At 52.9% G+C, this 25635-nt stretch carries 21 protein-coding genes; 8 read left to right on the top strand and 13 right to left on the bottom strand.

Features of this window, described 5'->3' with window-relative positions; genetic code table 11:
• The first annotated feature begins 67 nt into the window (after positions 1-67).
• Together A7Q03_RS09395 and rpsO are read left to right on the top strand one after the other, a co-directional pair.
• Positions 68-844 carry an RNA methyltransferase gene (locus tag A7Q03_RS09395; RefSeq protein WP_067449314.1) on the top strand — a complete coding sequence of 259 codons (777 nt, stop codon included), beginning with the start codon at positions 68-70 and terminating at the stop codon, positions 842-844.
• Positions 845-1093: 249 nt separating this feature from the next.
• Positions 1094-1363: a 30S ribosomal protein S15 gene (gene rpsO / locus A7Q03_RS09390; RefSeq protein ID WP_003823508.1), complete on the top strand. Its 270-nt coding sequence runs from the start codon at positions 1094-1096 to the stop codon at positions 1361-1363.
• 282 nt (positions 1364-1645) lie between these two features.
• On the opposite strand, the gene coaBC is transcribed toward rpsO, so the two are convergent.
• On the bottom strand, positions 1646-2833 hold the full coding sequence (gene coaBC / locus A7Q03_RS09385) for a bifunctional phosphopantothenoylcysteine decarboxylase/phosphopantothenate--cysteine ligase CoaBC (RefSeq protein WP_067449312.1): 1188 nt from the start codon (positions 2831-2833) through the stop codon (positions 1646-1648).
• A 337-nt stretch (positions 2834-3170) separates the two neighbouring features.
• Here coaBC and A7Q03_RS09380 point away from each other — a divergent pair, with 337 nt between their 5' ends.
• The 5 genes from A7Q03_RS09380 to A7Q03_RS09360 all read left to right on the top strand — a co-directional run bounded on the left by A7Q03_RS09380 (position 3171) and on the right by A7Q03_RS09360 (position 12100).
• Positions 3171-7667, top strand: coding sequence for an autotransporter outer membrane beta-barrel domain-containing protein (locus A7Q03_RS09380; protein ID WP_067449310.1), 4497 nt, complete (start codon positions 3171-3173; stop codon positions 7665-7667).
• Between the two features lie 77 nt (positions 7668-7744).
• The gene (locus tag A7Q03_RS09375) at positions 7745-8275 is read left to right on the top strand and encodes an OmpA family protein (RefSeq protein WP_067449308.1); all 531 of its coding nucleotides are present in this window, start codon (positions 7745-7747) and stop codon (positions 8273-8275) included.
• 480 nt (positions 8276-8755) lie between these two features.
• Positions 8756-9883, top strand: a complete 1128-nt coding sequence (locus A7Q03_RS09370; protein WP_067449306.1) for an ABC transporter ATP-binding protein — start codon at positions 8756-8758, stop codon at positions 9881-9883.
• Between the two features lie 260 nt (positions 9884-10143).
• Positions 10144-11118 (top strand): ABC transporter permease subunit, encoded by a 975-nt coding sequence (locus A7Q03_RS09365; RefSeq protein WP_003823496.1) that lies wholly within the window; start codon positions 10144-10146, stop codon positions 11116-11118.
• Positions 11081-12100 carry an ABC transporter permease gene (locus tag A7Q03_RS09360; protein ID WP_067449304.1) on the top strand — a complete coding sequence of 340 codons (1020 nt, stop codon included), beginning with the start codon at positions 11081-11083 and terminating at the stop codon, positions 12098-12100. The genes A7Q03_RS09365 and A7Q03_RS09360 overlap by 38 nt, the downstream gene beginning before the upstream one ends.
• A 129-nt stretch (positions 12101-12229) precedes the next feature.
• Here the strand turns inward: A7Q03_RS09360 and A7Q03_RS09355 are convergent, their stop codons facing one another.
• The 11 genes from A7Q03_RS09355 to A7Q03_RS09305 all read right to left on the bottom strand — a co-directional run bounded on the left by A7Q03_RS09355 (position 12230) and on the right by A7Q03_RS09305 (position 22408).
• On the bottom strand, positions 12230-12445 hold the full coding sequence (locus A7Q03_RS09355) for an RNA-binding S4 domain-containing protein (RefSeq protein WP_067449302.1): 216 nt from the start codon (positions 12443-12445) through the stop codon (positions 12230-12232).
• 83 nt (positions 12446-12528) lie between these two features.
• A complete protein-coding gene (gene luxS / locus A7Q03_RS09350; protein ID WP_067449300.1) occupies positions 12529-13038 on the bottom strand; it encodes an S-ribosylhomocysteine lyase in 510 nt (169 codons plus the stop codon).
• A 481-nt stretch (positions 13039-13519) separates the two neighbouring features.
• The gene (gene murJ / locus A7Q03_RS09345) at positions 13520-15058 is read right to left on the bottom strand and encodes a murein biosynthesis integral membrane protein MurJ (RefSeq protein ID WP_067449298.1); all 1539 of its coding nucleotides are present in this window, start codon (positions 15056-15058) and stop codon (positions 13520-13522) included.
• Between the two features lie 154 nt (positions 15059-15212).
• Positions 15213-15416 carry a hypothetical protein gene (locus A7Q03_RS09340; protein WP_067449296.1) on the bottom strand — a complete coding sequence of 68 codons (204 nt, stop codon included), beginning with the start codon at positions 15414-15416 and terminating at the stop codon, positions 15213-15215.
• 239 nt (positions 15417-15655) lie between these two features.
• Positions 15656-16276: a GDSL-type esterase/lipase family protein gene (locus tag A7Q03_RS09335; protein WP_067449294.1), complete on the bottom strand. Its 621-nt coding sequence runs from the start codon at positions 16274-16276 to the stop codon at positions 15656-15658.
• Positions 16277-16371: 95 nt separating this feature from the next.
• On the bottom strand, positions 16372-16758 hold the full coding sequence (gene gcvH, locus A7Q03_RS09330; protein ID WP_067449292.1) for a glycine cleavage system protein GcvH: 387 nt from the start codon (positions 16756-16758) through the stop codon (positions 16372-16374).
• A gap of 190 nt (positions 16759-16948) precedes the next feature.
• Positions 16949-17140 (bottom strand): YqaE/Pmp3 family membrane protein, encoded by a 192-nt coding sequence (locus A7Q03_RS09325; RefSeq protein ID WP_067449290.1) that lies wholly within the window; start codon positions 17138-17140, stop codon positions 16949-16951.
• Positions 17141-17196: 56 nt separating this feature from the next.
• Positions 17197-18024 carry a hypothetical protein gene (locus A7Q03_RS09320; protein ID WP_067449288.1) on the bottom strand — a complete coding sequence of 276 codons (828 nt, stop codon included), beginning with the start codon at positions 18022-18024 and terminating at the stop codon, positions 17197-17199.
• A 157-nt stretch (positions 18025-18181) separates the two neighbouring features.
• Positions 18182-19282, bottom strand: a complete 1101-nt coding sequence (gene gcvT, locus A7Q03_RS09315; RefSeq protein WP_067449286.1) for a glycine cleavage system aminomethyltransferase GcvT — start codon at positions 19280-19282, stop codon at positions 18182-18184.
• A gap of 332 nt (positions 19283-19614) precedes the next feature.
• Positions 19615-20982 carry an L-serine ammonia-lyase gene (locus A7Q03_RS09310; RefSeq protein ID WP_067449284.1) on the bottom strand — a complete coding sequence of 456 codons (1368 nt, stop codon included), beginning with the start codon at positions 20980-20982 and terminating at the stop codon, positions 19615-19617.
• Between the two features lie 148 nt (positions 20983-21130).
• Complete coding sequence (locus A7Q03_RS09305; RefSeq protein WP_067449282.1) at positions 21131-22408, bottom strand: HAAAP family serine/threonine permease; 1278 nt, start codon at positions 22406-22408, stop codon at positions 21131-21133.
• Positions 22409-22948: 540 nt separating this feature from the next.
• On the opposite strand from A7Q03_RS09305, the gene A7Q03_RS09300 reads away from it, so the two are divergent.
• A complete protein-coding gene (locus A7Q03_RS09300; protein ID WP_067441972.1) occupies positions 22949-23434 on the top strand; it encodes an Lrp/AsnC family transcriptional regulator in 486 nt (161 codons plus the stop codon).
• 344 nt (positions 23435-23778) lie between these two features.
• Here A7Q03_RS09300 and nrdD read toward each other — a convergent pair whose 3' ends face one another.
• Positions 23779-25632 (bottom strand): anaerobic ribonucleoside-triphosphate reductase, encoded by a 1854-nt coding sequence (gene nrdD, locus A7Q03_RS09295; RefSeq protein WP_255361304.1) that lies wholly within the window; start codon positions 25630-25632, stop codon positions 23779-23781.
• Positions 25633-25635: the final 3 nt, after the last annotated feature.

Here is a 25635-nt window from a genome sequence, read left to right as displayed (position 1 = left end):
TGGTTTGTGTGCCGAAAGGCTACCTGAACAAGCAAAATTACCTTGCCCTGCTATATAATCCGCCGCCATGAACACCATCGAATCCGCCCAAAACCCCGCGCTCAAACATCTGGCCAAACTGCTGCGCAGTGCCCGTGCGCGCCGCGAGAGCGGGCAGGCTGTGCTGGAAGGGGCGCATTTGCTCGCCGCCTATTTGCAGGCCGGCGGGCAGGTGCTGCAAGTTTATGTGCCGGCAAGCAAAATGCAGCAGCCGGAAACTGCGCGGCTGCTCTCGCAGCTGCCACCCGAACGGGTGGTGCAGACGGGGGGCGCGGCCTTGCAGAAAATCACCAGCCTCACCGATGCCGAAGAAATCACCGCGCTGATTGCGCTGCCGCCCACCGCGCCATTTGATGCCGAAGCCGATTGCGTGGTGTTGGAGCGCATTCAAGACCCGGGCAATATCGGCACGATTCTGCGCAGCGCGGCAGCGGCGGGCGTGGGGCAGGTGGTGCTTTCTGCTGATTGTGCCGATGCGTGGTCGCCCAAGGTGCTGCGTGCGGGCATGGGGGCACATTTCGCGCTGCGCTTGTTTGTTGAGCCGGATTTGGCCTCGTGGCGGGAGAGATGCCGCGTGCTGCTGCTGGCCACCGCTCTGCACCGCAACAGTGTGAGCCTGTACGATTGTGATTTGCGCGCCCCCGCCGCCTGGTTGTTTGGCAACGAAGGCGCGGGCGTGAGCGAAACCATGCTGGCCGCGGCTAGCCGCCTCGTGCATATTCCGATGGCGGCGCAAACCGAATCGCTGAACGTGGCGATGGCAGCCACCGTTTGTTTGTTTGAGCAGATGCGGCAGCGGTTGTAGCGGAAGTTCGGTTTTCGGCCAAAAAGCTACCTGAAAACTCAGCTTCCTTTAGAAGCCTCGTTTTCAGGTAGCCTTTTGGTTACATGGCGGCATCATCTTTGGCGCGATTTTGCCTGTGCGGCTGTTTTTGACAGCGGTTTTGTGCCATAATCCGCGCCTGCCTGTTTTAGCAGGCATTAGGAGTTGGCGTGGGTCTTCCCGGCTCAGCCAGCTTGTCCGGCCGCAAGGCTATATTTTTGGAGTTTTATTATGGCATTAACCGTAGAACAAAAAGCGCAAATCATCAAAGATTTCCAGCGCAAAGAAGGCGATACCGGCTCTTCTGAAGTGCAAATCGCTCTCTTGACTTTCCGCATCAACGATTTGGCTCCGCACTTCAAAGCCAATCCGAAAGATTTCCACAGCCGCCGCGGCCTGCTGAAAATGGTGAGCGCTCGCCGCCGCCTGTTGGCCTACCTGCGCAATACTGATGTGGACACCTACCGCGATGTGATTACCCGCCTGAACCTGCGTAAGTAATCTTTGCCCAATAAAAATCGTGCCGCCGGAGCTTTCCGGCGGCACGGTTTTTTTGTTTTAGCTGCTCTTTAACTTGATAGCAACTCAGCTTTGACTTTGCCAAAACCTCGGTCCGCTTCGCAGAAACTCGTCCTCCTGCGGAAACCTCGTTTTCAGGTAGCCCGTTGGGTGTAAGGCTACCTGAAAATAGTATTGTTCAAGCGTTGCTTTTGGGCTGCTGCGTTGGTTCTTCTTGCTGCTCCGTTTGGTATGAAAAACGTGCTGCAGCCATAGGGCAGGCTTTCAGGTAGCCTTTTCCAGCAGGTGGGCTATTTCGGCCACGATGGCATCGGCGGTATCGCGTTTGCCCATTTCCGGCAGCGCGGTTTCGGCTGAATCGCTGATGAGCGTTACTTGGTTGTTGCCGCTGCCCATGGCGATGACGGCGTGGTTAGCCACGATCAGCGGCACGCCTTTGCGCAGCCGTTTGGCGCGGGCGTGTTCGAGTACGTTGTGGCTTTCGGCAGCAAAACCCACGCAGAAGGGCGCGTTGGGCAGCCGAGCCACGGCGGCGAGGATGTCTGGGTTTTCGGCCAATTCGATAACGGGCGGCGTGCCGCTGCCGTCTTTTTTCAGCTTTTCGGCGCTGCGGTTGGCCACGTGGTAGTCGGCTACGGCGGCTACGCTGATGAATACATCGCAGCTGCCTACTTCCCGCATCACAGCTTCGTACATTTCTCGCGCGCTGTGGGCATGATGCACAGTTACACCGGCGGGCGGGGCTACCTGAAGCTGCCCGGCCACCAGCACCACTTCCGCCCCGGCGGCGCGGCAGGCCTGCGCCAGCGCCACGCCCATGCGGCCGCTGGACAGGTTGGTGATGCCGCGCACGGGGTCGATGGCTTCAAAGGTGGCGCCGGCCGTGAGTAGCACGCGTTTGCCGGCGAGCAGTTTGGGTGTCCATAAATCGGGCAGCAGTTCGGCCAATTCGGCGGCTTCGAGCATGCGGCCTTCGCCGGTTTCGCCACAGGCCTGGCTGCCGCTGGCGGGGCCGAACACGGTGATGCCGTCGGCCTGCAGTTGGGCGATGTTACGCAGGTTGGCCGGGTTGCACCACATTTCCACGTTCATGGCGGGGGCAACGGCCAGCGGGCAGGCGCGGGCGGCGGCCAGGGTGGAGAGTAGGTTGTCGGCCATGCCGTGGGCGATTTTAGCCAAGGTGTTGGCGCTGGCGGGAGCGATGAGGAATACGTCGGCCTCACGGCTGAGGTGAATGTGTGCCATGCCGTCGGCGGAGTCGGCAGTATCGTCCGTCCACACAGTGTGCCCGCTCAGGGCTTGGAAGGTTTGCGGAGAAATGAAACCGGCAGCGGCGCGGCTCATGGCCACGCTCACGGTATGCCCCTGTTTTCTGAGCAGGCGCACGAGTTCGCAGGATTTATAGGCAGCAATGCCGCCGCTGATGCCGAGCAGGATGTGTTTGGTGGGCATGGTGTATGGCGTGATGTGAAAAGATGGGCGCTATGGTAACACAGGGATGGGCAGGGTGTTTCAGGTAGCCTTTGGGTAGGGAAGGCTACCTGAAACCAGTTATTGCACACTGATAACAGAGAAACAGTATCTATTTAGAGCAATTATTTCAATGAGATGTGTTGTATTACTGTTTTGTATCTTTTATCCATCAATTGCTGTTGTTGGAGATAAGTTTTCGTTAGTTCTCTTGTTTGCATATGTTAAAATTCTTAGTTTTTATTTTGCGGAACGGTATGCGAGCATTTGGAGCCTGTTCGAATGTATCAGCGTATTTGCACTTTAAGGAGTTAATTTAATGAATAAAATTTATAATATCGTGTACTCTGAAGAGCGTGGCACCTGGGTGGTGTGCTCAGAATTGGAGCGTGCCAGCCGGAAGAAGTCTTCCAGTAATTCTGCCGCCAAACTGCTTGCTTCTGCTGCAGTAGTTGGTCTTGGCGTATCTGCTTTGCCCGCAGCGGCTTCTACCTGTGGTAATGGCAGTGCTGTAGCCAGCGGCGGCAGCTGTGATATGGGTGTTTATACTGCAGCCGCAAACGACAATAAAGTTGGTCAGGCTTTGGTAACCGGTGGTGATACTGTTACCTTAACATCACCCGATATCAACAACATTACCGGTAATGCGAATGATCGTTCTATCCGAAGCGGGAAATTGAGCGAACTCTTTACCGACCCCGCAATTCTTGCTGAGCTGAACCAGCGCCAACGTCTGCTGGCCAATCAAAAAGGCCGCACAGTTAATGTAACTGATCCTGCAACCAACAGTAATCAAACAGTAAACGTTTACAACAACGTTGGCTCTATATCTGCGGCGGACATTCAAAGTACTGTATCAACGGGTAATGACATATACGTTGATATGCGCTTGGGTACCGCCAATGGCAACGGCAGCAAAATTATTGCCAGCTTAGGTGATCCGGCTGCTACTATGGCAGATGAGACTACTACTAAAAACACTGTAAGAACACTGATTGCTTTAAAAAACTCTCGTCTGGTGCAGGCCGAAAACGGCGGATCGGCAGAATGGGTCTCTAAAAACCGCATTTACTTTGAAGAAACCCGTGTAGCTTCCCAAGAGTTGGCGATTAGTCAAGATTTGTTTAAACCCAAAACCGTTACCTTCAAGGGAGTAAGTCACACACTGAATACAGTGCAGGATCTGATTAACTATAATAATAATGTATTAATTCCTGCTGTTGGTACTCCAGGCTTTGCCAACGCCGGTGAAACCCAACAGGCGGCATATGATCGCTATTTCAATGAGGCTGCTGCGACTGAAACGAAGGTTTTCCGACAAAACAACTCCATTAACACCCATCCAGATTCCACCCTTCCGATTGGTGAACGCTGGGTGCTGGCTGCAACCGGTGCAGGTTCTACTGCCACCATCAAGAACGGCGGGCAAATTGATGTAAGCCCCGGTTTGGAATCAGGCAACGGTGGCGGCATGCTGGCCGAAAACGGCGGCAAAGCAGTCATTGAAGAAGGGGCACAATTGTCCGGCCGTTTTAACAGCCTGACCGTGCGCGGTGCGGGCAGTACAGCAGTCAACAATGGTGTGATTTCTGGTGGTTTCTTTGCGTCTGATAATTACGACACAACTCAAGCTAGCCAAGCCAACAAAAACGACTACTATTCTTTGTCTACCACCATTCATGCTACCAATAGCGGTAAATTTGAAAACAATGGCATCATCAATCTTGCCGGTTATACCTATCAAGGTTATTCACATAACAACTATGCACTCCGCGTAAATAACAATGCCACGGCAACCAATAAAGCCGGCGGTGTTATTAATGTAGCCGTAAACATTGCTCCGAATAGCGGTATTACTGGTGTACGTGTAGAAAAAGATGGTACGTTTAACGGTGAGAAAGATAGCCAGATCTTCATCGGCCGTGCTGCACAATACAGCAAAAATGCGCCGACTAAGCTGATTGGTAATGCTACTGACCAAGTTGGCATCTTGGTTAATGGTAGCAATGCTGTTGTTAATCACGATGGTAAGATTACCATTGGTGAACAGACCCAAGGTGCTACTGCGATCCGCGTAGGTAAAGACAGTACGGCTTCGACAGTAGTTAATTTGGGTGCAGACAGCACCATCAATATTGAAGGTAAGGCTCGCGGTGTTGGCGGTGCCCAACCAAAACAAAACGTTGGTATTCAGGCGCAAAACTCTGGTGCAGCTCAAATTACTAATGCCGGTGCAATCAATGTAATTGGTACGAATGCTGTCGGTGAAAATGTTGTGGCTGAAGCAGGGCATACAGCAAAAATCACCAATACTGCCAGCAGCAAAATTACGGTAGAAGAGGCTTCTGCCAACCAGGTTACTCGTAACTACGGTATTTATGCTGACGGTCAGGGTACTGGCAAAGCTGATGTGGTTGCAGACGGTACGTTGACCTTGAAAGGTGACAACGTAATCGGTGCGCACGCACGCGGCAATTCAACAATGACCGTCAATGCGGGCATGAAAGCCGTATTCGATAATTCTACCAATGCGAAAAACCAAATTGCTTACCACATCAATGGTGGCAATGCTGTTGCCAACGTAGCTGCCTTGGCCAACAGTACCGACATCACTACCGAGAACTCCACTATGTTCCGTGCAGATGCTGGCGGTACCGTAAATGCATCCAACCTCACCGTTACTGCGTCCGGCAAAGATGCCGTGATTCTGGCTAGTGATGGCGCTGATGCGGCAGGTAAGGCTTCTGCCATCAATGTGAATAATGGCACTTATAACCTGACCGGCAGCGGCTCTAAAGTGGCCTTGGTATCCGGCGGCGCAACGGCAACCCTGAAAGGTACGGCCAATATTGCCAATACTGCCGCCAATGCAACCATTGGTATAGCAGATGGTAAAAACCACGGCTTAAACAACCAAACAGTTGCCGGTAGTTCACCTAATAACAAAACCAAACTGGTTTCCAAGCTGAACACCACCACCAGCACAGCTGGTGTAACCGGATACACTGCGCAAAACAGCAGCACAGTGGACTATTCAGGTAGCCTCAATCTAAATGGTGCCAACAGCGTTGCCGTACAAACGCTGAATAACGGTACAGCCAACCTGAACAACGCAACGGTGAAAGCCAATGGTGATGCTTTGCGAGCCAATGCTGGCAACAACACCATCAACGTTAATGGTGGTACGGTAACCGGCACCACCAACGTATTTAATTCAGTTACCGGCACCAACTCACTCGTTGCCACTAATGGCGCAGTGCTGAATGGTGTTATGTCGCTGGCGGCAGGTACTTCCTCTGTGAATCTGGGTAACGGCACCACCTGGAACAATACTGGAAATTCCACCGTAACCAGCTTGGATAACTCAGGCACCGTAGCCTTTGCCACACCGGTTGCAGCTGCTGTTGGTAATTACAAAACCATCACCGTAAACGGCAACTACACCGGCAATAACGGCAAATTGGTGGTGAACACCCTGTGGAACAGCGATGCCGACAAAGATTCTGATCACCTGATCATCAAAGGCACCGCTAGCGGTACTACCGTGGTTAGCACGCCGAACGGCATCATCGGTAACATCAGCAAAACCAACGCCCAGCAATTCTCGTCTGACGTGGTTACTGTAGAAACCCCGAGTGCCAATGCCCCTGGTCAGCAAGAAGGCCAGCCTGACGGCAATGCCATCTTTACCGGTACGGCCAATACCACCAATGCCGGACAAGCCCAGCTCGTGTTGAAGAGCACTGCCGGCGGTAAAAACGTGTATGCCTGGACGCTGTTTGCTGATCCCAATGCAGGCCCGTCGACTTACATTTACGCCCCTGCCGTAGCCGGCTATGTGTTGATGCCGCAAGTGAACCAAGAAATTGGCCACCACACCATCGGCACCCTGCACGAGCGCCGTGGCGAGAACCAAACCCTTGCTTGGGATGATTGCGCGCGTTGCGGCGAACAAGCCAAAGGCCAAACTTGGACCCGCCTCCTTGGCAGCCGCCTCGATAGCGATGGCAAAGAACGCTTCAATTTTGAAACCAAAATGGGCGGTTTCCAGATCGGTCACGACTTCGCTGTTCACCGCAACGATAAAGGCGGCCACCGTCTCACCGGCGGCTACCTAGCCTATACCCGAACCAGTACCGATTTCTTCGACCGTTATCGTGCTGTAAACGGCAGCATCAGCCCTGACCACTACAGCGGCAAAGGCACTACCGATGCGGTTAGCCTCGGCTTGAGCAACACCTACTATGCCGCCAATGGCAGCTACTTCGACTTGGTTGGCCAGCTGAGCTGGTCGCGTAATAAATACCAAGATCGCGACAGCACCAGCGTGAAACAAAACGGCTGGGGTGCTGCCCTCTCTGCCGAAGTTGGCCGTCCGTTTGCCTTAGGCAGCCATGCCGACAACCAAGGTGGCTGGCTGATTGAGCCGCAGGCACAACTGGTATACCAATACGTTGGTCTCAAAGATTTCAACGACAGTATCCGCCAAGTTAGCCAAGACAAGCAGCACAGCTTGCGCGGCCGCCTCGGTGCCCGCTTGGCCTACAACGGCCCCAGCCGCAATCTGCGTACCAACACCTTCTATGCCGTGGCCAACGTATGGCACGACTTTATCAAGCCGCATGGCGTAAACATCGGTGAAGACAATGTGCGCGAGAAACGCAACGCCACTTGGGGCGAAGTTGGCCTCGGTGCCCAGCTGCCCGTATCCAACAACGCCTATGTGTATGGCGATGCCCGCTACCAACACAACTTTGGCAGCACCAGCCGCCATGGTTACCGTGGCAGCGTAGGCTTCAAATACACTTGGAAGTAAGCGTTTGATGCAGCAAAGGCTACCTGAAAAAGTTTGAACGAACAGTTTTCAGGTAGCCCCAACAAGGATTGAATACAATGAATCAGATTACAAAAACCCTCCTCCTCACAGCCTTGGCCGCCGGTTTGAGCAGCCAAGCCGCCGCCCGCGACGTACGCCACCGCTGGTGTGCCGAAGAAGCGCCTGTTGCGCAACCCGTTGTGGCAACGCCGCAAGTTGAGCGCATCAACCTCTCGGCTGATGCCCTGTTCCGCTTCAACCAATCGGATGCTGCCGATATGTTGCCCGAAGGCAAAGCTACCCTCGACCGCTTGGCCGAAAACCTCGTTAGCCGTCAAGCTCATATCGACAGCATCGCCCTCACCGGCCACACCGACCGCCTCGGCAGCGAGCAATACAACTACAACCTCGGCCTGCGGCGTGCTCAAACAGTAAAAGACTATCTGCAGGGTAAAGGCGTGCAAGCCCCCATCAGCGTAGCCAGCGCCGGCGAAAGCCAGCCAGTTACTACGGCTTGTACCGGCACCCGTGCTACTGCGGCTCTGAAAGCCTGCCTGCAGCCCGACCGCCGCGTTACCGTGGATATTTCCGGCACAGCAGCGCAATAGTAGTTAAGCCGGTTGGAATGGAGGCTACCTGAAAAGCAGCAGAGCGGAATTGCCGCGAAGCTGAAATTTCAGGTAGCCTTTTCTATGGTTAAACCAAGGTATTGGATTGTCTGAAATTTTGGGCATAAGTTGAGGCTACCTGAAAAATGGAATGATGGCTTGCTGACTTGGCCAGGCAACTTTCAGGTAGCCTTTTGCGGCACCGGTATGCCTTCAGTCGGCAACACTTTCCCTACCGAATCGGCTAAAAGCGGGCGCATTCGGTTTTTTCATTGCCCCTGCCGGTGCTCTATCCTACAATTATGCTTTGCAGTCTGTGATTTATCGCTTGAAATAGAAAAAACGATATGGGGGCGAATCGCCTTGCCGCTCCAATGCCACCGTTTTACCTCGTGCCTATTTTAAACAAGCATACACAAACTGCCACCTGCGGCTTCCCGTGCGGAAGCCGGTTTGCAACTGCTGCGGAGCCCTGTGCCCATGTCTGAAAAATATATTCCTCCCCAAACCAAGCCCTATCTGCAAATCAAAGACGTGGTGAAAACCTACGGCGAGAATTATGCGGTGGACCACATCGATTTGGATATCGACCGACATGAAATCTTCGCCCTTTTGGGCAGTTCCGGTTCGGGCAAGTCCACGCTGCTGCGTATGCTGGCGGGTATGGAAACGCCGGATCAGGGCAAAATTATTTTGGACGGGCAAGACATCACCCGCCTGCCACCCTACGATAGGCCGATTAACATGATGTTCCAAAGCTACGCCCTGTTCCCGCACATGACGGTGGAGCAGAACATCGCCTTTGGCCTGAAGCAGGACAAAATGCCCAAAGACCAGATTGCTGAACGGGTAGAGGAAATGCTGCGTCTGGTGCAGATGAGCAAATACGCCAAACGCAAGCCGCACCAGCTTTCCGGCGGGCAGCAGCAACGCATCGCGCTGGCCCGCGCTCTGGCCAAGCAGCCCAAACTTTTGCTGCTGGACGAGCCCTTGGGCGCGCTGGATAAAAACCTGCGCCAGCAAACCCAGCTGGAATTGGTGGATACGCTGGAGAAGGTGGGCGTAACCTGCATCATGGTAACGCACGACCAAGGAGAAGCCATGACCATGGCCACGCGCATCGCTATCATGTCGGAAGGCCAGTTGCAACAGGTGGGCACGCCGCGCGAGGTGTACGACTTCCCCAATAGCCGCTTCACCGCCGAATTCATTGGCGAAACCAATATTTTTGAAGGCCATTTGGTGGTGGACGAGGCCGACCATGCCGAAATCGACTGCCCCGAGCTGGCGCAGAATATCCTCATCGACCACAGCGTGGCCGGGCCGGAAGAGCAGACCATGTGGGTCAGCATCCGCCCGGAAGACATCAATATGCACAAGGAAAAGCCGGCCAATGTGGGCGAACACAACTGGACCATCGGCACAGTGAAGGAAATCGCCTATTTGGGCAGCTTCGCCATCTATCATGTGCAGCTGCCCAGCGGGCGCATGGTGAAAAGCCAGGTGTTGTCGTCTTATTGGTATTTGGCCAACCTGGAGCCGCCCACTTGGGACGAAACCGTGTATCTGAGCTGGCCGGCCAACCAGCCCGTACCGCTCACCCGCTAAAGGCTACCTAAAAACGTAGCGAAGCGAAGTTTCTGCGAAGCGGACCGAGGCTTCCGCAGGAAGACGAGTTGCTGCGGAGCTAAAGCTCGGCTTCATGAAGTTTTGGTGCAACGAAAGCAGAGTTTTGCAAAGCCAAAACGCGGTTGCAACACAGTTAAAACCAACATACCGGTTCGGCAAGGCAGCCGAACATAAAAAGGCTACCTGAAACCTGAAACCGCACTTTCAGGCCAGGGCAAGCAAGAGAGGCTACCTGAAAAATGAAATGGCAGGCTTTAAAACGCAAACTCAGCCCCGGGCAGGGGCTGGTTATCGGCATACCTTATTTGTGGCTGCTGGTACTCTTCCTGATCCCCTTCTTCTTTGTGCTGAAAATCAGTCTAGCCGAGCAAGCCACCTCGATTCCGCCCTACACCCCGCTCTACACGGTGGACGAAGCGGCCGGGCGCGTGAATATTTCCCTGAGCTACCTGAATTACACCGGCATTTTCGAGAATTTCTGGTCGTCGCTGTGGCTTGGGCTCAATCCGTTTGCCGATAAATCCGGCAGCAACCTGTATGTGCACATCTACCTGCTCTCCATCAAAACCGCCATCACCACCACGCTGATTTGCCTATTGGCCGGCTACCCCATTGCCTATGCCATCTCGCGCAGCCGCGAAAAATGGCGCAACCCGCTGCTCTTGGCCATTATGCTGCCGTTTTGGACCTCGCTGCTGCTACGCGTGTATGCCTGGATGGGCCTGCTTTCGCAAAACGGCATCATCAACAACCTGCTGTTGCGTTGGGGTTGGATTAACCAGCCGCTGGACATGTTCTACAACAGCTTCTCGCTCAATATCGTGATGGTGTACACCTATCTGCCCTTTATGGTGTTGCCGCTGTACACCCAGCTCCTCAAGCTGGATAACCGCCTGCTCGAAGCTTCTGCCGATTTGGGCGCCGGACCGGTGAAATCGTTTTTCTCCATCACCCTGCCGCTCTCCAAAAGCGGCATCATCGCCGGCTCCATGCTGGTGTTTATCCCGGCGGTGGGCGAATTTGTGATTCCCGATTTGGTGGGCGGGCCCGAACACCTGATGATTGGTAAAGCCCTGTGGCAGGCCTTCTTCACCCAAAACGACTGGCCGCTCGCCTCGGCCATGGCCGTGGTGATGGTGCTGCTTTTGGTGGTGCCCATCGGCCTGTTCCACCGTCATGAAGCCAAACAGCTGGAAGGAGCGCGCCGTGGCTAGAAAATCTGCATCGTCCACTTGGTTTCTGCGCATCTGCCTGTTTTTGGGACTGGCCTTCCTTTATATCCCGCTGCTGGTGCTGGTGGTGTATTCCTTCAACCGTTCCGAGCTGGTAACCGTATGGGGCGGCTTCTCCACCAAATGGTATGGCGCGCTGCTGAATAACAGCGAGATTTTGGAAGCCACCTGGCTCTCCATCCGCATCGCGCTCATTTCCTCCGCTGCCGCCGTAGTGCTCGGCACTATGGCCGCCTATGCCCTGGCACGCATCAAACGTTTCCGTGGCAGCACCTTGTTTACCGGCATGGTGTCCGCCCCCATGGTGATGCCCGACATCATCACCGGTATTTCGCTGGTGATGCTGATTTTGCAGGTGCAGGCCTTGCTGCGTGGCTCCAGCCTGAGCTGGCTGCAATTTGAGCGCGGTTGGTTCACCATTTGGCTTGGCCACACCACCCTATGCATGGCCTACGTTACCGTGGTGATCCGCACCCGCTTGGGCGAGCTCGACCAATCCCTGGAAGAAGCCGCACAGGATTTGGGCGCCAAGCCGTGGAAGATTTTCTGGGTGATCACTCTGCCACTGATCGCTCCCGCCATCGCCTCCGGCTTCCTGCTCGCCATGACCCTTTCCATGGACGATTTGGTGATCACCTCCTTCCTTAGCGGCCCCAACTACACCACCCTGCCGCAGCTGATTTTCGCCAAAGTGAAACGTGGCGTGAACCCGCAGATGAACGTACTGGCCACCTTCCTGATCACCATCATCGGCACCCTCGTCATCACTGGCAACTACCTCATGATGCGCCGCGTAAACAAACGCGACCGCGAAGCCGCCCTGGCCTACAAACAAGCCCAGGAAGCTGCTGCCGCTGTCGCCACCCCGCCGCCTTCCGCGCTGATTGAAGCTGAAGAGGCTGCGCAGGAGGCAGATGGCCATGCGGAAGAGCCTGCAGCAACCGATGAGGTTTCGGAGGATTAGCATTGCCAACATTGTGAGGCAATATCCTCAGTTTGAAGTAAAGGCTACCTGAAAGCGCAATGCAGCAAAGTTTCTGCGTTGTGCTTTCAGGTAGCCTTTTTATTTGCGGTTACGCCAACTTGGGCAGGGTTATTCCTGCACTTTAATCGCGCTGCCGTTATCCAGCTCGATGATTTCGCCGGTGAGGATTTTGGCGGTTTTGCGGGTTTCAGTTGCGCCGTTGCGGCGCACGCGGCCTTCGGCGATCCAGGTTTTGGCTTGGCCGCCGCTGTCGGCCAGGCCGGTGAGTTTGAGCAGGTCGCACAGGGCGATGTGTTCGTGGCCGTTAAGGGAGAAGGTTTGCATGGCTTTTGTTTTAAATGTTTGGGTTGGCGGGCGATAGAGGCTACCTGAAAAATATGTTTCAGGTAGCCTCTTTGCTGGGTGGTTTACAGATTGCCGAGAATGTCTTCGCTCAGAGCGAGGTCGGCATTTTTATTGATGCCAATTTGGCGGGCGAGGATGTTGCGGGCGATTTCTTTCGCTTCTTCGAGGGAGTGCATGCGGTAGGTGCCGCATTGGTATTCGTTCAGCTCGGGGATTTGGCTTTGGTTTTGCACGTTTAAAATATCCTGCATGGCGGCTTTCCAAGCGGTGGCCACGGCTTCTTCACTGGGGGTGCCGATCACGCTCATGTAGAAGCCGGTGCGGCAGCCCATGGGGGAAATGTCGATGATTTCTACGTTAGCGCCGTTAAGATGCTCGCGCATGAAGCCGGCAAACAGGTGTTCCAGCGTGTGGATGCCTTTTTCGGGCAGGATTTCTTGGTTTGGCACGCAGAAGCGCAGGTCGAATACGGTGATGTCGTCGCCTTTTGGGGTGCGCATATTTTTGGCCACGCGCACGGCGGGGGCATGCATGCGGGTGTGGTCTACGGTGAAACTGTCGAGCAGGGGCATGGAAGTTCCTTTGTGTGTTGGGATTACGAAGGCGGTATCATACCATTTTCGCTTGTGGCTTGAAAAAATGTATGCTTTGTGCAGGATTTTGCCTCTTTCTTAACCATAAACAAGGGCAATGTCGTAGAGCTTAGGTAGTCCATTGGTTACTCTGGGCATTCTGGCAATTTTTTTAGACTTCCTCAACCGTGTACCGAAAGTATTGGCCTGGATTTATAACTGGGGCGCTAACGTAGGGCATTAAAATTGCGCTTCTCGCAGTGGGCGGCGTGCTGTGGCTGATTGACTGCGATCAGGAAAAGTGTCCGGCCTCGGTAGAAGAAGAAAACGATTAAGCGTGTTCCTCTGCAACGATAAAATCCGCCGGCAAGCCATCATGCCTGCCAGCGGATTGTTTTGCTTGGATTGGGCGTTTGAACTACGTTGAAGCTGCGCTTTCAGGTAGCCTGTTTGATTAAGAGGCTACCTGAAATCTCCAGAACTACATTTCCCGCCGCTTGAAGTGGCACGGCCGAAAGCCCAGCAACCCAAGCGTGGCAAAATACAGCACCATGCCGAAGCCGATCAGCGCAAACAGCTGCCCCGTGCGCCGCAAGCCGCCCACGCGCACCCACTCCAGCGCCACATAATGCTGTACTGCCCAAAGTCCGCCGGCCATCACGGCCAGCGCAATCGCCAACTTCAGCAAAAACGCGCGCCAGCCCGCCTTGGGCTGATACATCTCTTTAATCCGCAACAATAAAAACAGGAACGCCGCATTGATACACGCGCCCAGGCTGATGGATAAGGCCAGTCCAGCATGCTGCAGCTTCCACACAAATATCAGGTTCATCAGCTGCGTGCACACCAGCGTTACAATCGCCACCTTCACCGGCGTTTTGATGTTTTTCTGTGCATAAAACCCCGGCGCCAGCACCTTAATCAGAATCAGCCCCAGCAGGCCCACCGCATAGGCAATCAGCGCCTGTTGCGTCATCTGTGCGTCGTGCACGCCGATTTTGTTATACATAAACAGCGTGGCCACCAGCGGGAAGGCCAGCACCGCCATGCCCACCGCCGCCGGCGCCGTAAGTAGCAGGCACAGACGCAAGCCCCAATCCAACAGTGCGGAAAATTCCCGCTTATCGCCCGTAGCAGCGTGTTTAGACAGCCCCGGCAGCAGAATCGTGCCCAGCGCCACGCCCAACACACCGGTGGGCAGCTCCATCAGCCGGTCGGCAAAATACATCCACGATACGCTGCCGCTTTGCAAGTACGACGCAATATTCGTGTTGATCACCAACGACACCTGCGCCACCGACGTGCCCAAAATTGCCGGTGCCATCTGTTTAATCACCCGGTTTACCGCCGGATCGCCGAAACGCAGCTTCGGCATTTTCAAAAAGCCCAGCTTAAACAGCCAAGGCAGCTGGAAACCCAGTTGCAGCACCCCGCCGCAAAACACGCCCCAACCCAAAGCCATCACCGGCTGCTCGAAATGCTTCGTCCCCAACAGCGCAAAGCCGATGAGCGACACATTCAGCAACACCGGTGTGAAGGCAGGCACGGAAAACTTGCCATAAGTGTTGAGAATGCTGCCTACTAAAGACGATAGTGAAATCAGCAGGATATACGGGAAAATAATCCGCAAAAGCTGCGAAGCCAGCACAAACTTCTCCGGCTTGCCGCCCCAGCCGCTGGCCGTGGCCCAAATCACCGCCGGCGCCGCCAGCACGCCGATGGCGGTAACGATGAGCAGCGCAAACATCAGCATCCCCGCCACATGCTGCACAAATTCCTGCGTTTCTGCCGGCGATTTCTTCTGCCGGTATTCCGCCAGAATCGGCACAAAAGCCTGCGAAAACGCCCCTTCGGCAAAAATACGGCGCAGCAAGTTGGGCAGGCGGAAGGCCACCACGAATGCGTCCATGGCAATGCCCGCACCGAAAATCCTCGCCAGCACCGCATCGCGCACAAAACCGAGCACCCGCGACAGCATGGTCATGCTGCCGATTTTCGCCAACGCGCTAAGAAGGTTCATGCTTTCCTACCTATAGATAAAACGGGCGCAAGTGTACCGCAAGCAGCTGCTTTTGTGGGAGGGAGCGAAGAAAAGGTTACCTGAAAGCATCGGCTTTAACGAAGTTAAAACTGTTTTGCGGTTTTCAGGTAGCCTCAAAATATGGGCAGCAGGATTAGCCGGGCTTGGGCAATGCGGCCGATAAAATCAGGGAGGAGATGGCACCGACTAAGGCAAATACCGGTCCGAATATGGGCAAGGCCTCGCCTGCACCGTTATCACTAGGCAGAATAGCGAAGACAAGAAAAAACAGTGAAATGCCGGCAAAGTAAACACCGCCGTCGATTAACGCCGACAGCAGCTCGCCGGCAAACAGCATTCAGCCGACCATTTCCAGCCCCCAGGTTAATGCGAAACCGGCAACCATCAGCAACAGAACCAGCGGAAAGCCCAAAAATACCTGCATGACAGTATAGCGACTGTAGAGGGATACCATACGCGTAAACTTTCATCTAACTCTGATGGTGTTTTTATCTTGATTCATCGGCAATTCTCTTAATGTGGCAAACGCACGGCTTAGTTTGGGACGAAACTTTTTTAGGTAGCCTCAACAGCAGTTTAAGCAAAACCCTGTTCTTTTAAAAAGGCATACAGCTTTTCGGCAAACAGGCGGTAGCCGGCGGCATTGGCGTGAATTTGGTCGGATTTCAAATCTCGGTCACCGAGGATTTCCGACCACGCGCCGCTCATCAGGGGAAGGCGGTATTGTTCGGCTATTTCACGGTAAAGCGGGTGGTCGCTGAGTTTGCCGAACAGTGCGCCTACGGTGAAATGGGGGATGGCCACCAGCACGGCGGGGATGTTTGCGACCTGCACGGTTTGGATAATTCTGCCGATGTTGGCGCGGGTGGTGCTTTCGGGCAGTTTGCGCAGGAAATCGTTGCCGCCGATGCTGATAATAACGAGTTTGGGCCGCCGTTGCATGAGCCCGGGCAGGCGGGCGAGGGCATCGGCTGTGGTGTCACCGGATACGCCGCCGTTAATGATTTTCCAACCGGTAAGCTCAGCCAACTGCATAGGGTAAGCGGCGGCAGGGGCGGCACCATAGCCGTAAGTGAGGGAATCTCCCAGAGCGAGTACGGCACTGTCTTTGGGAAGGGCCTGGGTGCGGTTGCGGCGCTTGCCGCAGGCGGCCAAGGCGAGGATGGCGCTGCTGATGAGGAATTGTCGTCTGTTCATGGATGTGTGGGTTTCAGGTAGCCTTTTGGCAAACCTGCTGCGGGCGGAAATGGAAAACAGCCTGAAAGCCAACTTTCAGGCTATTGTTTACCTAGTTAGGCAATTTCGGCAGCGTATTGCTCTGCGTTCATCAGGCTGTCTAAGTCGGCAGGGTTGACAGGCTTGATGCGGAAGAACCAGCCTTCGCCGTAGGGGTCGCTGTTTACGGTTTCGGGCGCATCGGGCAAGGCTTCGTTTACGGCCACGACTTCGCCGGCAATAGGGGCGTACACGTCGGAAGCGGCTTTCACTGATTCCACTACGCCGGCTTGGTCTTCGGCGGCGAGCGATGTGCCCACTTCGGGCAATTCAACGAATACGATGTCGCCCAAAAGCTCCTGTGCGTGGTGGGTTACGCCCACGGTTACGCTACCGTCGGCTTCGGCGCGCAGCCATTCGTGGCTGGAAACGTATTTGAGTTCGGCGGGAATGTTGTTGCTCATGGTTTTTCTCCGGAGTTATGAAGGTGGGCTGATGTAAGGTCATTCACATTATACAGATTTGCCTGTATTGGGTTTGCGCTGACGCAAGGCTACCTGAAAAACAGCATCTTGCACTGAGCAAATTCTTGGTGTGTGTTGAACGGGCTTACGCTTTTGCTTAGCTTCGTTGAAACTGTGCTTTCAGGTAGCCTTATTTATCTTGTAGGGCACGGCGGATTTTCTGGTCGGTTTTATATTGGCTCAGGGCATACACCGACCAGATGGCGGCGGGAATCCAACCGATGAGCGTGAGTTGCAACAGCAGACAGATGACGCCAGAAATGGGTTTGCCGATGGTGAAAAATTGCAACCAGGGCAGAAGCAGGGCGAGGATGAGACGCATAGTGGGTTTCCTTTCTTATGTGGTGTGGTAAAGCGAATATTTTCAGGTAGCCTGCACTACTGCTTGGGTGGGTTTAACGCCCTGTGCAATGCCTGCTGCCTTTCGGACGGCCAGCCGGCGGTATATTTCTCTACCAATGCTTTAATCTGCGGATATTGCTTCATGTTCGAGCCGAGCGACCAGCGGGCGGCACCATAGGTTAGGATTTTTTCAGCATCTTGCTGAGTGGGGTTGGCCGGCTTTTCATCAAGTAGCTCAGCATTATCGGCCACATAATCGACGATGCGGTACACGTATTCAGGCTGTCCAGTAGCGTAGAAGCTTGCCCAGTGGATATCGAGAGTTACCGGCGCGAGATTCAAGCGTAAGAAGCTTTCTGCGGTCAGCGTGGGGGCGGACAATACTTCTTGGTACTCAGGAGGCAGATCAAGCTGACCAAGACACTTTCTGCTATCCGGCGTACCGGAGAGTTGGAATATCAGAATAAGTTGGTTATTCGGATGCTGCTGTCGCAATTCTTGGCACCAAGCCATGGTTTGATCCGGATGTGTTGCCAAGATTTGTGCCGCCCAAACAGATAGGTTATTGAATGGACCGGGCTTAGCTCCTGGCGTGGTCATCATTGGATCGTTCAAACCTTGATGGAGAATGGCCAGCGCGCGCTTTAAACCAGGGTCTGGAGTTTGATAATACACGGGAACGGCATCGCTCCACGATCCCTCAAGCACCACGGGCGTGGAAACGGTTTGCACTTGGGTAGGTGCTTCAGCAACAGAAGCAGCAGGAATAGAGGCGACTGTCGGAGTAGGATGGTTATCTTGCGGCGAACAGGCACTTAAACCGATAGCTGCCAACAGAAGGGGAATCAGCTGGAGTTTGTACATATTGAATTCTTTGATAAAAGGGCAAAATAGTTTTTTAGCTTTGTAGAAACTTCGCCCACACCTTATGCAGACTTCTTTTGAACTACGTCCAAGCATTGTTTTCAGGTAGCCTGCGTGCCCGATTGATGCAACAGGCTACCTGAAAACCTAAACGCGTTTAATCAAACTGTTTCTGGCCGTTGCGCACGAAAGGCAGTTTCAGCACGCGTACATCCACTTCTTTGCCGCGAATCACCACTTTGGCAGTATTTCCTTCAAAGGTTTTGGGCACGCGGGCGATGGCGATGGATTGCTTGAGGCTGGGTGAGAACACACCGCTGGTGGTTACCCCTTTGCCCTGCGGGGTGATCACTTCCATGTGCTCGCGCAGCACGCCTCCCCTGGCCAAGAGCAGGCCGACCTGTTTCACACTCACGCCTTTTTCTTTCAGGGCCACCAGTGGGGCTTTACCGACGAAATCGCGGGCTTCGTCTTTCAAATCCACCGTCCAGGCCATGCCGGCTTCAAGCGGGCTGGTATCGTCGTCCATATCGTTGCCGTAGAGGTTCATGCCGGCTTCCATACGCAGGGTGTCACGCGCGCCGAGGCCGCAAGGCTTCACGCCGGCCTGTTGTAATGCTTTAAAGAAAGGCTCGGCTTCGCTGCCGGGCAGAATCACTTCCACACCGTCTTCGCCGGTGTAGCCGGTGCGGGCTACGAACCAATCATTGCCCAAATCGGCGCTTTGGAAGGGCTTGAGGCTGTTTACGGTGTCAGCCCATTCAGGTTTCACGGTGAGCAGCTTAGCCACGGCTTTGGGGCCTTGTACGGCGAGCATGGCCAAATCGTAACGGGGTGTAAGCTTAATGCTGAATTCGGCGCCGATTTTTTGGAACTGGGCGGAGTCTTTTTCGCGGGTGGCGCCGTTGGATATGATGCGGTATTGCGTTTCGGCTTCGTTGCCGCGATAAACGATGAGGTCGTCGATTACTCCGCCTTGGTCGTTGAGCATGGCGGAGTAGAGGGCTTTGCCAACAAAGGCGAGTTTGGCCACATCGTTGGCCAGCAGTTTCCGGAAAAAAGCCTTGGCTTGCTCGCCGGATACATCGGTTACGAGCATATGGGATACGTCGAACATGCCAGCATCGGTGCGTACAGCTTCGTGCTCGGCGATTTGCGAGCCGTAATGGATGGGTAGCTCCCAGCCAGCAAAATCAACCAGCTTGGCGCCCGCATCTTGATGGGCTTGGTAGAAAGGGGTAGTTTTGATCGCAGGCATGATTTCAGAGTCTCCATTGGGCGGTAATAAAAGTAGCTTCTCTAATCTGTTTCGGGTATCTGAGATTTTCAGCGAATTTGCCGATTCTTCAGTGGGCACTGTGCGCTGCTCTCTGGATGAAGCTGTTTCAGACAGCCTAGCAGACAGGCCGACACATAAGGGACTTGGGAAGCAAGTTTACCCCCAACGGATGATTCCTCTTTAATCATCGCAAAGAAGACCTGTATCAACTCTTGCTTAAAGATGTTGCGGAATCATCCGTGGGGTATAGACCCCATTTAATAACCCCCAGTTATCTAGGATAGCTTCTTTAATGAAAGCAGGTTGCAATGTTAATTGCAGACAATCTTGATTGCCAAGCCTCCTTGTGATGTTTCGCGGTATTTGGCGTCCATATCCTTACCGGTTTCATACATGGCATCAATCACTTTGTCCAAGTCGACATATGGCGTACTGGCGCGGCGCAGAGCCATACGTGCAGCATTGATGGCTTTTACTGAACCGATGGCATTACGTTCGATGCAAGGAACCTGCACTTGGCCGCCTACTGGGTCACAAGTGAGACCAAGACTATGCTCCATGGCGATTTCTGCTGCGCTGCAAACGCGTTCGGGCGTACCGCCTAAAATTTCCGCCAACCCTGCCGCTGCCATTGAACAGGCTACGCCGACTTCGCCTTGGCAGCCTACTTCCGCTCCCGAAATAGAGGCATTCATTTTATAGAGCGATCCAATAATGCCTGCGGTGAGCAAATAGCGGTCGATGATTTCGGGGGTGAGCGGTTCGACAAATTTGTCGTAATACATCAAAACGGCAGGCACGACACCGCACGCACCGTTGGTCGGGGCAGTTACCACGCGGCCACCGGCGGCATTTTCTTCGCTTACCGCTAGAGCATACATATTTACCCAGTCTATAATCTGCATCGGGTCGTTGCTGAGGCTTTTATTAGCAGAAAGCCAGCGGTGAAGCCCTGTGGCGCGACGGACGACTTTTAGTGGGCCTGGCAACACGCCTTCAGTTGCCAAGCCATGCTTCATGCAGTCGGACATGGTTTGCCAGATGTATTGCAGGTATTCTCCAACTGCTTCTTCGCCATGCAATGCCACTTCATTTTGATACATCAGATTGGAAATGGACAAACCGTTGTCGTTGCAGTACTTGATAATGTCTTTGGCGTTTTTATAAGGGAAGGGGACTTCAATTGTTTGTTTTTCTTCAGCGCCGAAATGCGCTTCGTCAACAATAAAACCGCCGCCGATGGAATAATAAGTTTGGTGGTAGCCTTCTTTTTCGTCTTTATCAAAGGCTGTGATGGTCATGCCGTTTTCATGCAGAGGCAAAAAATCGTTATGGAACAACATGTCTTCGGCGTATTGGAAGCGTACTTCGTGTTCGTTTAATGCCACAGCCAGTTTGCCGCTTGCTTTAACGTTTTCAACAAAAATCGGAATCAAATCGATATCGACGTTATGCGGCAAATAACCAGCCAACCCCATAATGATGGCAGTATCCGTCCCATGACCCAAACCGGTCATGGATAATGAACCATATACGTCAATGCGGATATGCTCTATCTGCTTCAATTTGCCTTGAGCGCACAAATCGTCAATGAATTGTTTGCCTGCTTTCATCGGACCGACAGTGTGTGAGCTCGAAGGACCGACCCCAACTTTAAAAATATCGAATACACTAATCATGGCACTGCTCACTTATCTTTAGGATACGGCTTTATAAAGCCGGAATGGTATTTGTCTGAGAGGCCGTCTGAGAAACCTCTTGCTTCACATGACCATAAAACATTTGAACAGATGGTTTTCAGATGGCCTGAATACGGTTACAGCTTATTTAAGCAATTAGGTTATAGATAATATTGGATATTGCAATCAAGCCCATTACCACCACGAAGATATTGCTGAATTTGCCTTGGAACCGTTTCATTGCCGGTACTTTTCTGACGGCGTACATTGGCATAATGAACAGGATCATAGCAATAATGGGGCCGCCCAGCGACTCAATCAAGCCCAAGATGCTCGGATTGATGATGGCAACAACCCACAAAGTAATCAGGAAGAACAGAGCAGAGTAGAGGTTCAGTTTTTTATGATTGATGGCAGTATCCGAGCCGGCATCGCGTTTAAGCTTGATAAACAAGCCTTCCAAACCCTCGCGCGCACCCATATAGTGGCCGAAGAAAGAGCTGGCAATAGCTAGAAATGCAACAAACGGACCTAAATAGGAAATGTAAGGATTGTCGAATTTATTGGCGAGGAACGACAGAATCGAAATATTTTGTTCTTTTGCCAGGGCCAGCTCAGACGGCGTTAAAGTCAATACGCAACTGAACACGAACAGCATCACGAAAACCAATAACACGGTGGCAGTGCTGCGCAGGGTGTTGCTGGCATGCTGGTCTGTTAATTCGGCATCTTGGTATTCTCGTTGTTGGGACAAAACGAAAGAAGAAATGGCCGGCGAATGGTTGAAGGAAAAAACCAACACGGGTATCGTAATCCATAAAGTGGTTAAAAACGCGCCCGCGCTCGGAATATTGGTAAGCGAAGAAGTATTCCATTCAGGAATCAGGTATACCGATAAGATAAACAGAATAAATACCAGCGGATATACCAGCCATTCGGTTACTTTCAAAACGATACGCTCACCCAACAACAGCACACCGATTAACGAAGCAATCAAAATGAATGACAACAAGGCCCGCGGAGGAGAAGCCATGCCGAGCTGGTTGACAAGAAAGGAATCTACGGTATTGGTGATGCCGTTACCGTAAATCAGCAAAATGGGGAAAATGGCAAAGAAGTAGAGCAGGGTAATTAATTTGCCGGCAGTTTTGCCGAAGTGCTCTTCTACTACTTCGGTAATATCGCTGCCGGGCTTGGCGGAAGAAAGTACAAAACGCGCCAACCCCCGATGGGCGAAATAAGTCATCGGGCCGACAATAATGGCCATGGCAAAAAGCGGCCAAAATCCGCTCATGCCTGCATTGATCGGAAGGAACAGCACACCAGCGCCCACGGCGGTGCCGAATAGGTTTAGTATCCAAACCAAGTCAAATTTATTCAATTTCGAAGAGACCGTTTGCTGGTGGCCTGAATGCTGTAATTTCATCTTAAAACCCTCCAAATAAATGTTTTTTTAAAATTTTACTGAACTCAGGAATCTGTACTATCAAAAATATCAAAAGTCTATCATTATTTAGGACCGATCCTCCCAAGTCATTAATAAAAATAACTGTTGAAATGGGCTTGCAGCATTTTACCTAGGCAATTGTGCCTTTGGTGCCATTGTTAATTTTTGTTAACAATTCTCCTGCAAACTCATCAAATTATTACCTGAAATCGGGTTTTGAGGCAAGATTTGTTTACTGAGCGTGAGGTATTTTAGTGATTTGTAGAGCTTAGGGCCTATTGCTTCATATCGAATTCAACTAAAAATGCTCAGATATTGAATAGCTAGGTAAGATATTTCTCTATAATTGGAAATTATAGCGGATTATTCCAACATATTTACAATATAATAATCGACCAGATATTTGCTGTGTATAGCCAGTAAACCAGCTACAAGTCGGAGTGGTTGCTTTCCTAGTTGACAGCTTGGACTGGCACACATACAGTCTCTGCCTCAGTAGTATGATTGGATACCGAAATCATGACCATATCTGTTTCGCTTGACAAAATCGACCTGAAAATAATTCAGGCCTTGCAACACAACGGCCGACTGAGCAACGTTGAACTGTCCGAACGTGTTGCTCTTTCCCCTTCCCCCTGCCTGCGCCGACTCAAGCAATTGGAGTCCACAGGCATTATCCAGGGTTATGCTGCCTTGGTTCATCCTTCCACCGTGGCTCTCGGCCTGCAGGTGTTTATCCGCGTATCGGTGGATAAAAGCAACCATCTGCGCGATGGCTTTGCCGATTCTGTGAGCAATTGGCCGCAGGTGCTGCGCTGTTTCGCACTCACTGGCGAAACCGACTATATGCTGCACGCTTTTTTCGCCGACATGGCAAGCTTCTCCCAATTCATCCTAGACACCCTACTGGCGCATCCGGGCGTGGTGGATGCACGTTCCAGCTTTGTACTGCAGGAAGTGAAAAATTCCACCGTGCTGCCATTGGACCATTTGCAAATGGATTAGGATAGTTGTTACCAGATATTGAGTGCTTAGTAGAGAGTAAGATTTCAGGTAGCCTTTAGTATATGGGCTGCCTGATTTTTTTGTGCGGGCAGTTTGGATTTCAGGGAGGCTCCTTTATTGTAGCTACCTGAAAAGTTAATCTTAATTGCAGATAGTTTCATATAGCCTCACGCGGCAGCAGGGCAGCACTATCCTACGCCACTATTCCATTTTTCCTACCCATAAAAAGGCACACCGCAAAAGCGGTGTGCTTAAAATTTTCAGATAGCCCGGAGGTGGAGGAGAAGCTACCTGAAAATGCTGTCTAGCGGATTAAATCGCTATCGGCGTAATCACAGCATCCTCTAGGCCACTTGCCGCCATTTCTGCTGCTGTTCGCGGTGGTAGTGCCTGAGCGTGTGTTCTTTGCGCCGCCCGCTTGAGAAGGCGGAAACGCGTTTCAGGTAGCCGATGACGCGGGTACCGTAGTCGATATCATGCGAACCACAGGTGGAACAGGCGTGCAGGGTGCGTTTGTCGATGTGGCCGCATTTGTTGCAGATGGTGATGCGCACATTCACGCAGAAGTAGTTGCAGCCAGTTTGCGCAGCAATGTCCAGCAACGAGCGGTAGCCGGATGCGGGCAGGGCTTCGTCCAGGTTCAGGTGCAGCGCAGAGCCGCCGTCGAGCCAGTCCACCAGTTCTTTGCCGTGCAGCAGGAATTTATCGAGCGCGTTGATTTCTTCGTCTTCAACAACGTAGAAATAGGAGTTGTAGCATTCGCGGTTGACTTTGTAGCCGTCAGCCTTGTCCCATTTGGCGTTTTTCACGCCAAGGTTTTCGGCGGGGACAAACTCGGTGTTGAACTTCACGCCGTAGTGCTTGCTGGCTGCTTGGTTGGCTTCGAATATGGTTTTCAGACGGCTTTGGACGAAGTTGATGTAGTCGTCGTTGTAGCCGACTTTGATGCCTTGCGATTCGGCGGCCTCCGCCATGCCGTTGATGCCGATGGTAAGGAACTGTTTGTCCAGCGTGATGAAGCCTGCATCGTAAACGGGCAACATTCCGGCGGCTTGGTATTCTTCCATCAGTTTGCGGTAGGCGTATTGGTATTTGTGGATTTTGGCCACTTCGGCGGCAAGGTCGCGCCCGTCTTGTTCCAGCCGGTTCATATTGATGGTGATGACGTTGATGGAACCGGTCGCCACGCCGCCCGCGCCGAGTGTGTAGCTGAAGGTGCGGTCTTCGATGGCGTTGCGCAGGCGGCAGCAGGAAGCCAAGGAGTCGGGATTGTCGGAAAGATAGACGAAGAAGGAATTGCCTTCCGCCAATTCTTTTGCCATTTCGTCGGCGAACACGGTGTCTTTGCATTTGCCGCCGTCGGTCAGCATCGCAGCGGTTACGACGGGGAAGGTCAAAACGGCTTTGCTGCGCTCCTGATTGAACCATTTGAGGAAGAAGTTTTGCAGCTTCGCCACGCTCGCCCACACCGGTTTGCTGAAATCGGGGAAGACGAAATCGCCGAACATCGCGTCGAAATAGTATTGGTCGTAAACGGAAATATTCCAGAACACGCTCTGATAACCACGCGCTGCGGCGGGCTGGTTGATGCTGTACACCACCTGCTGCATGTGGTTGGCGATTTCTTTGCCGTGGGTTTCCAAATAATTGTCGCCGTAGTCTTTGCGGGCAAAGTGGTCGAAATAGGTCAAAAATTCCACTGTCGCTACCGCGCCGGCAAACTGCGCACTGATGGCAAACACGAGGTTGATAAATGAACCGCAAAACGATGCCAGATGTTGCGGCGCTTTGGATTCGCCACCGAGTTTGCTTAAACCATCCAGCAGGAAGGGATACAGCGTAGCCGACACGCAATAGGGCTTCAGGCTGGTTTCGTCGTGCACATAGATTTCGTGTGCTTCTATTTGGCGCAGATATTCGTTTGCCACGGATTGGTCGAAAATTTCGGCAATTTTGCGCGACACCTGGGCGCGGTTAATCTGCACGAAAAAGTCTTTCATCAGCTCGGCTTCCATCGTGGCGATGTTCTTCTGCGTTACGTTGGCGTTGGCGTCCATTTTCGAGCCGTCCGCCGCGTTTTGCGCGCTGATGTAGTCGTGCATGAACTGCAGTTTGCCGTTTAGCCGTTCGGAATCTAGCCGGATCATGGGTTTACTCTCCTCATTGACAGTGTTAGTGGGGGCGAAAGGGGCGAATATTCA

The organism is Eikenella sp. NML99-0057 (assembly GCF_001648535.1).
Lineage (GTDB): Bacteria > Pseudomonadota > Gammaproteobacteria > Burkholderiales > Neisseriaceae > Eikenella > Eikenella exigua.
Note: the sequence above shows the minus strand (reverse complement) of the source record. Positions and strands in the feature narration are given on the sequence as shown.

What these genes read in the sequence shown, in the direction of transcription:
- A7Q03_RS09380 (WP_067449310.1), top strand. Translation starts at nt 3,171, where the DNA reads ATGAATAAAATTTATAATATCGTGTACTCTGAAGAGCGTGGCACCTGG.
- A7Q03_RS09300 (WP_067441972.1), top strand. Translation starts at nt 22,949, where the DNA reads ATGACCATATCTGTTTCGCTTGACAAAATCGACCTGAAAATAATTCAG.
- A7Q03_RS09355 (WP_067449302.1), bottom strand. Translation starts at nt 12,445, where the DNA reads ATGCAAACCTTCTCCCTTAACGGCCACGAACACATCGCCCTGTGCGAC.
- A7Q03_RS09365 (WP_003823496.1), top strand. Translation starts at nt 10,144, where the DNA reads ATGAAATGGCAGGCTTTAAAACGCAAACTCAGCCCCGGGCAGGGGCTG.
- A7Q03_RS09375 (WP_067449308.1), top strand. Translation starts at nt 7,745, where the DNA reads ATGAATCAGATTACAAAAACCCTCCTCCTCACAGCCTTGGCCGCCGGT.
- A7Q03_RS09360 (WP_067449304.1), top strand. Translation starts at nt 11,081, where the DNA reads ATGAAGCCAAACAGCTGGAAGGAGCGCGCCGTGGCTAGAAAATCTGCA.
- gcvH (WP_067449292.1), bottom strand. Translation starts at nt 16,758, where the DNA reads ATGAGCAACAACATTCCCGCCGAACTCAAATACGTTTCCAGCCACGAA.
- A7Q03_RS09320 (WP_067449288.1), bottom strand. Translation starts at nt 18,024, where the DNA reads ATGTACAAACTCCAGCTGATTCCCCTTCTGTTGGCAGCTATCGGTTTA.
- coaBC (WP_067449312.1), bottom strand. Translation starts at nt 2,833, where the DNA reads ATGCCCACCAAACACATCCTGCTCGGCATCAGCGGCGGCATTGCTGCC.
- A7Q03_RS09335 (WP_067449294.1), bottom strand. Translation starts at nt 16,276, where the DNA reads ATGAACAGACGACAATTCCTCATCAGCAGCGCCATCCTCGCCTTGGCC.
- A7Q03_RS09305 (WP_067449282.1), bottom strand. Translation starts at nt 22,408, where the DNA reads ATGAAATTACAGCATTCAGGCCACCAGCAAACGGTCTCTTCGAAATTG.
- A7Q03_RS09310 (WP_067449284.1), bottom strand. Translation starts at nt 20,982, where the DNA reads ATGATTAGTGTATTCGATATTTTTAAAGTTGGGGTCGGTCCTTCGAGC.
- A7Q03_RS09370 (WP_067449306.1), top strand. Translation starts at nt 8,756, where the DNA reads ATGTCTGAAAAATATATTCCTCCCCAAACCAAGCCCTATCTGCAAATC.
- rpsO (WP_003823508.1), top strand. Translation starts at nt 1,094, where the DNA reads ATGGCATTAACCGTAGAACAAAAAGCGCAAATCATCAAAGATTTCCAG.
- gcvT (WP_067449286.1), bottom strand. Translation starts at nt 19,282, where the DNA reads ATGCCTGCGATCAAAACTACCCCTTTCTACCAAGCCCATCAAGATGCG.
- luxS (WP_067449300.1), bottom strand. Translation starts at nt 13,038, where the DNA reads ATGCCCCTGCTCGACAGTTTCACCGTAGACCACACCCGCATGCATGCC.
- murJ (WP_067449298.1), bottom strand. Translation starts at nt 15,058, where the DNA reads ATGAACCTTCTTAGCGCGTTGGCGAAAATCGGCAGCATGACCATGCTG.
- A7Q03_RS09340 (WP_067449296.1), bottom strand. Translation starts at nt 15,416, where the DNA reads ATGCTGTTTGCCGGCGAGCTGCTGTCGGCGTTAATCGACGGCGGTGTT.
- A7Q03_RS09325 (WP_067449290.1), bottom strand. Translation starts at nt 17,140, where the DNA reads ATGCGTCTCATCCTCGCCCTGCTTCTGCCCTGGTTGCAATTTTTCACC.
- A7Q03_RS09395 (WP_067449314.1), top strand. Translation starts at nt 68, where the DNA reads ATGAACACCATCGAATCCGCCCAAAACCCCGCGCTCAAACATCTGGCC.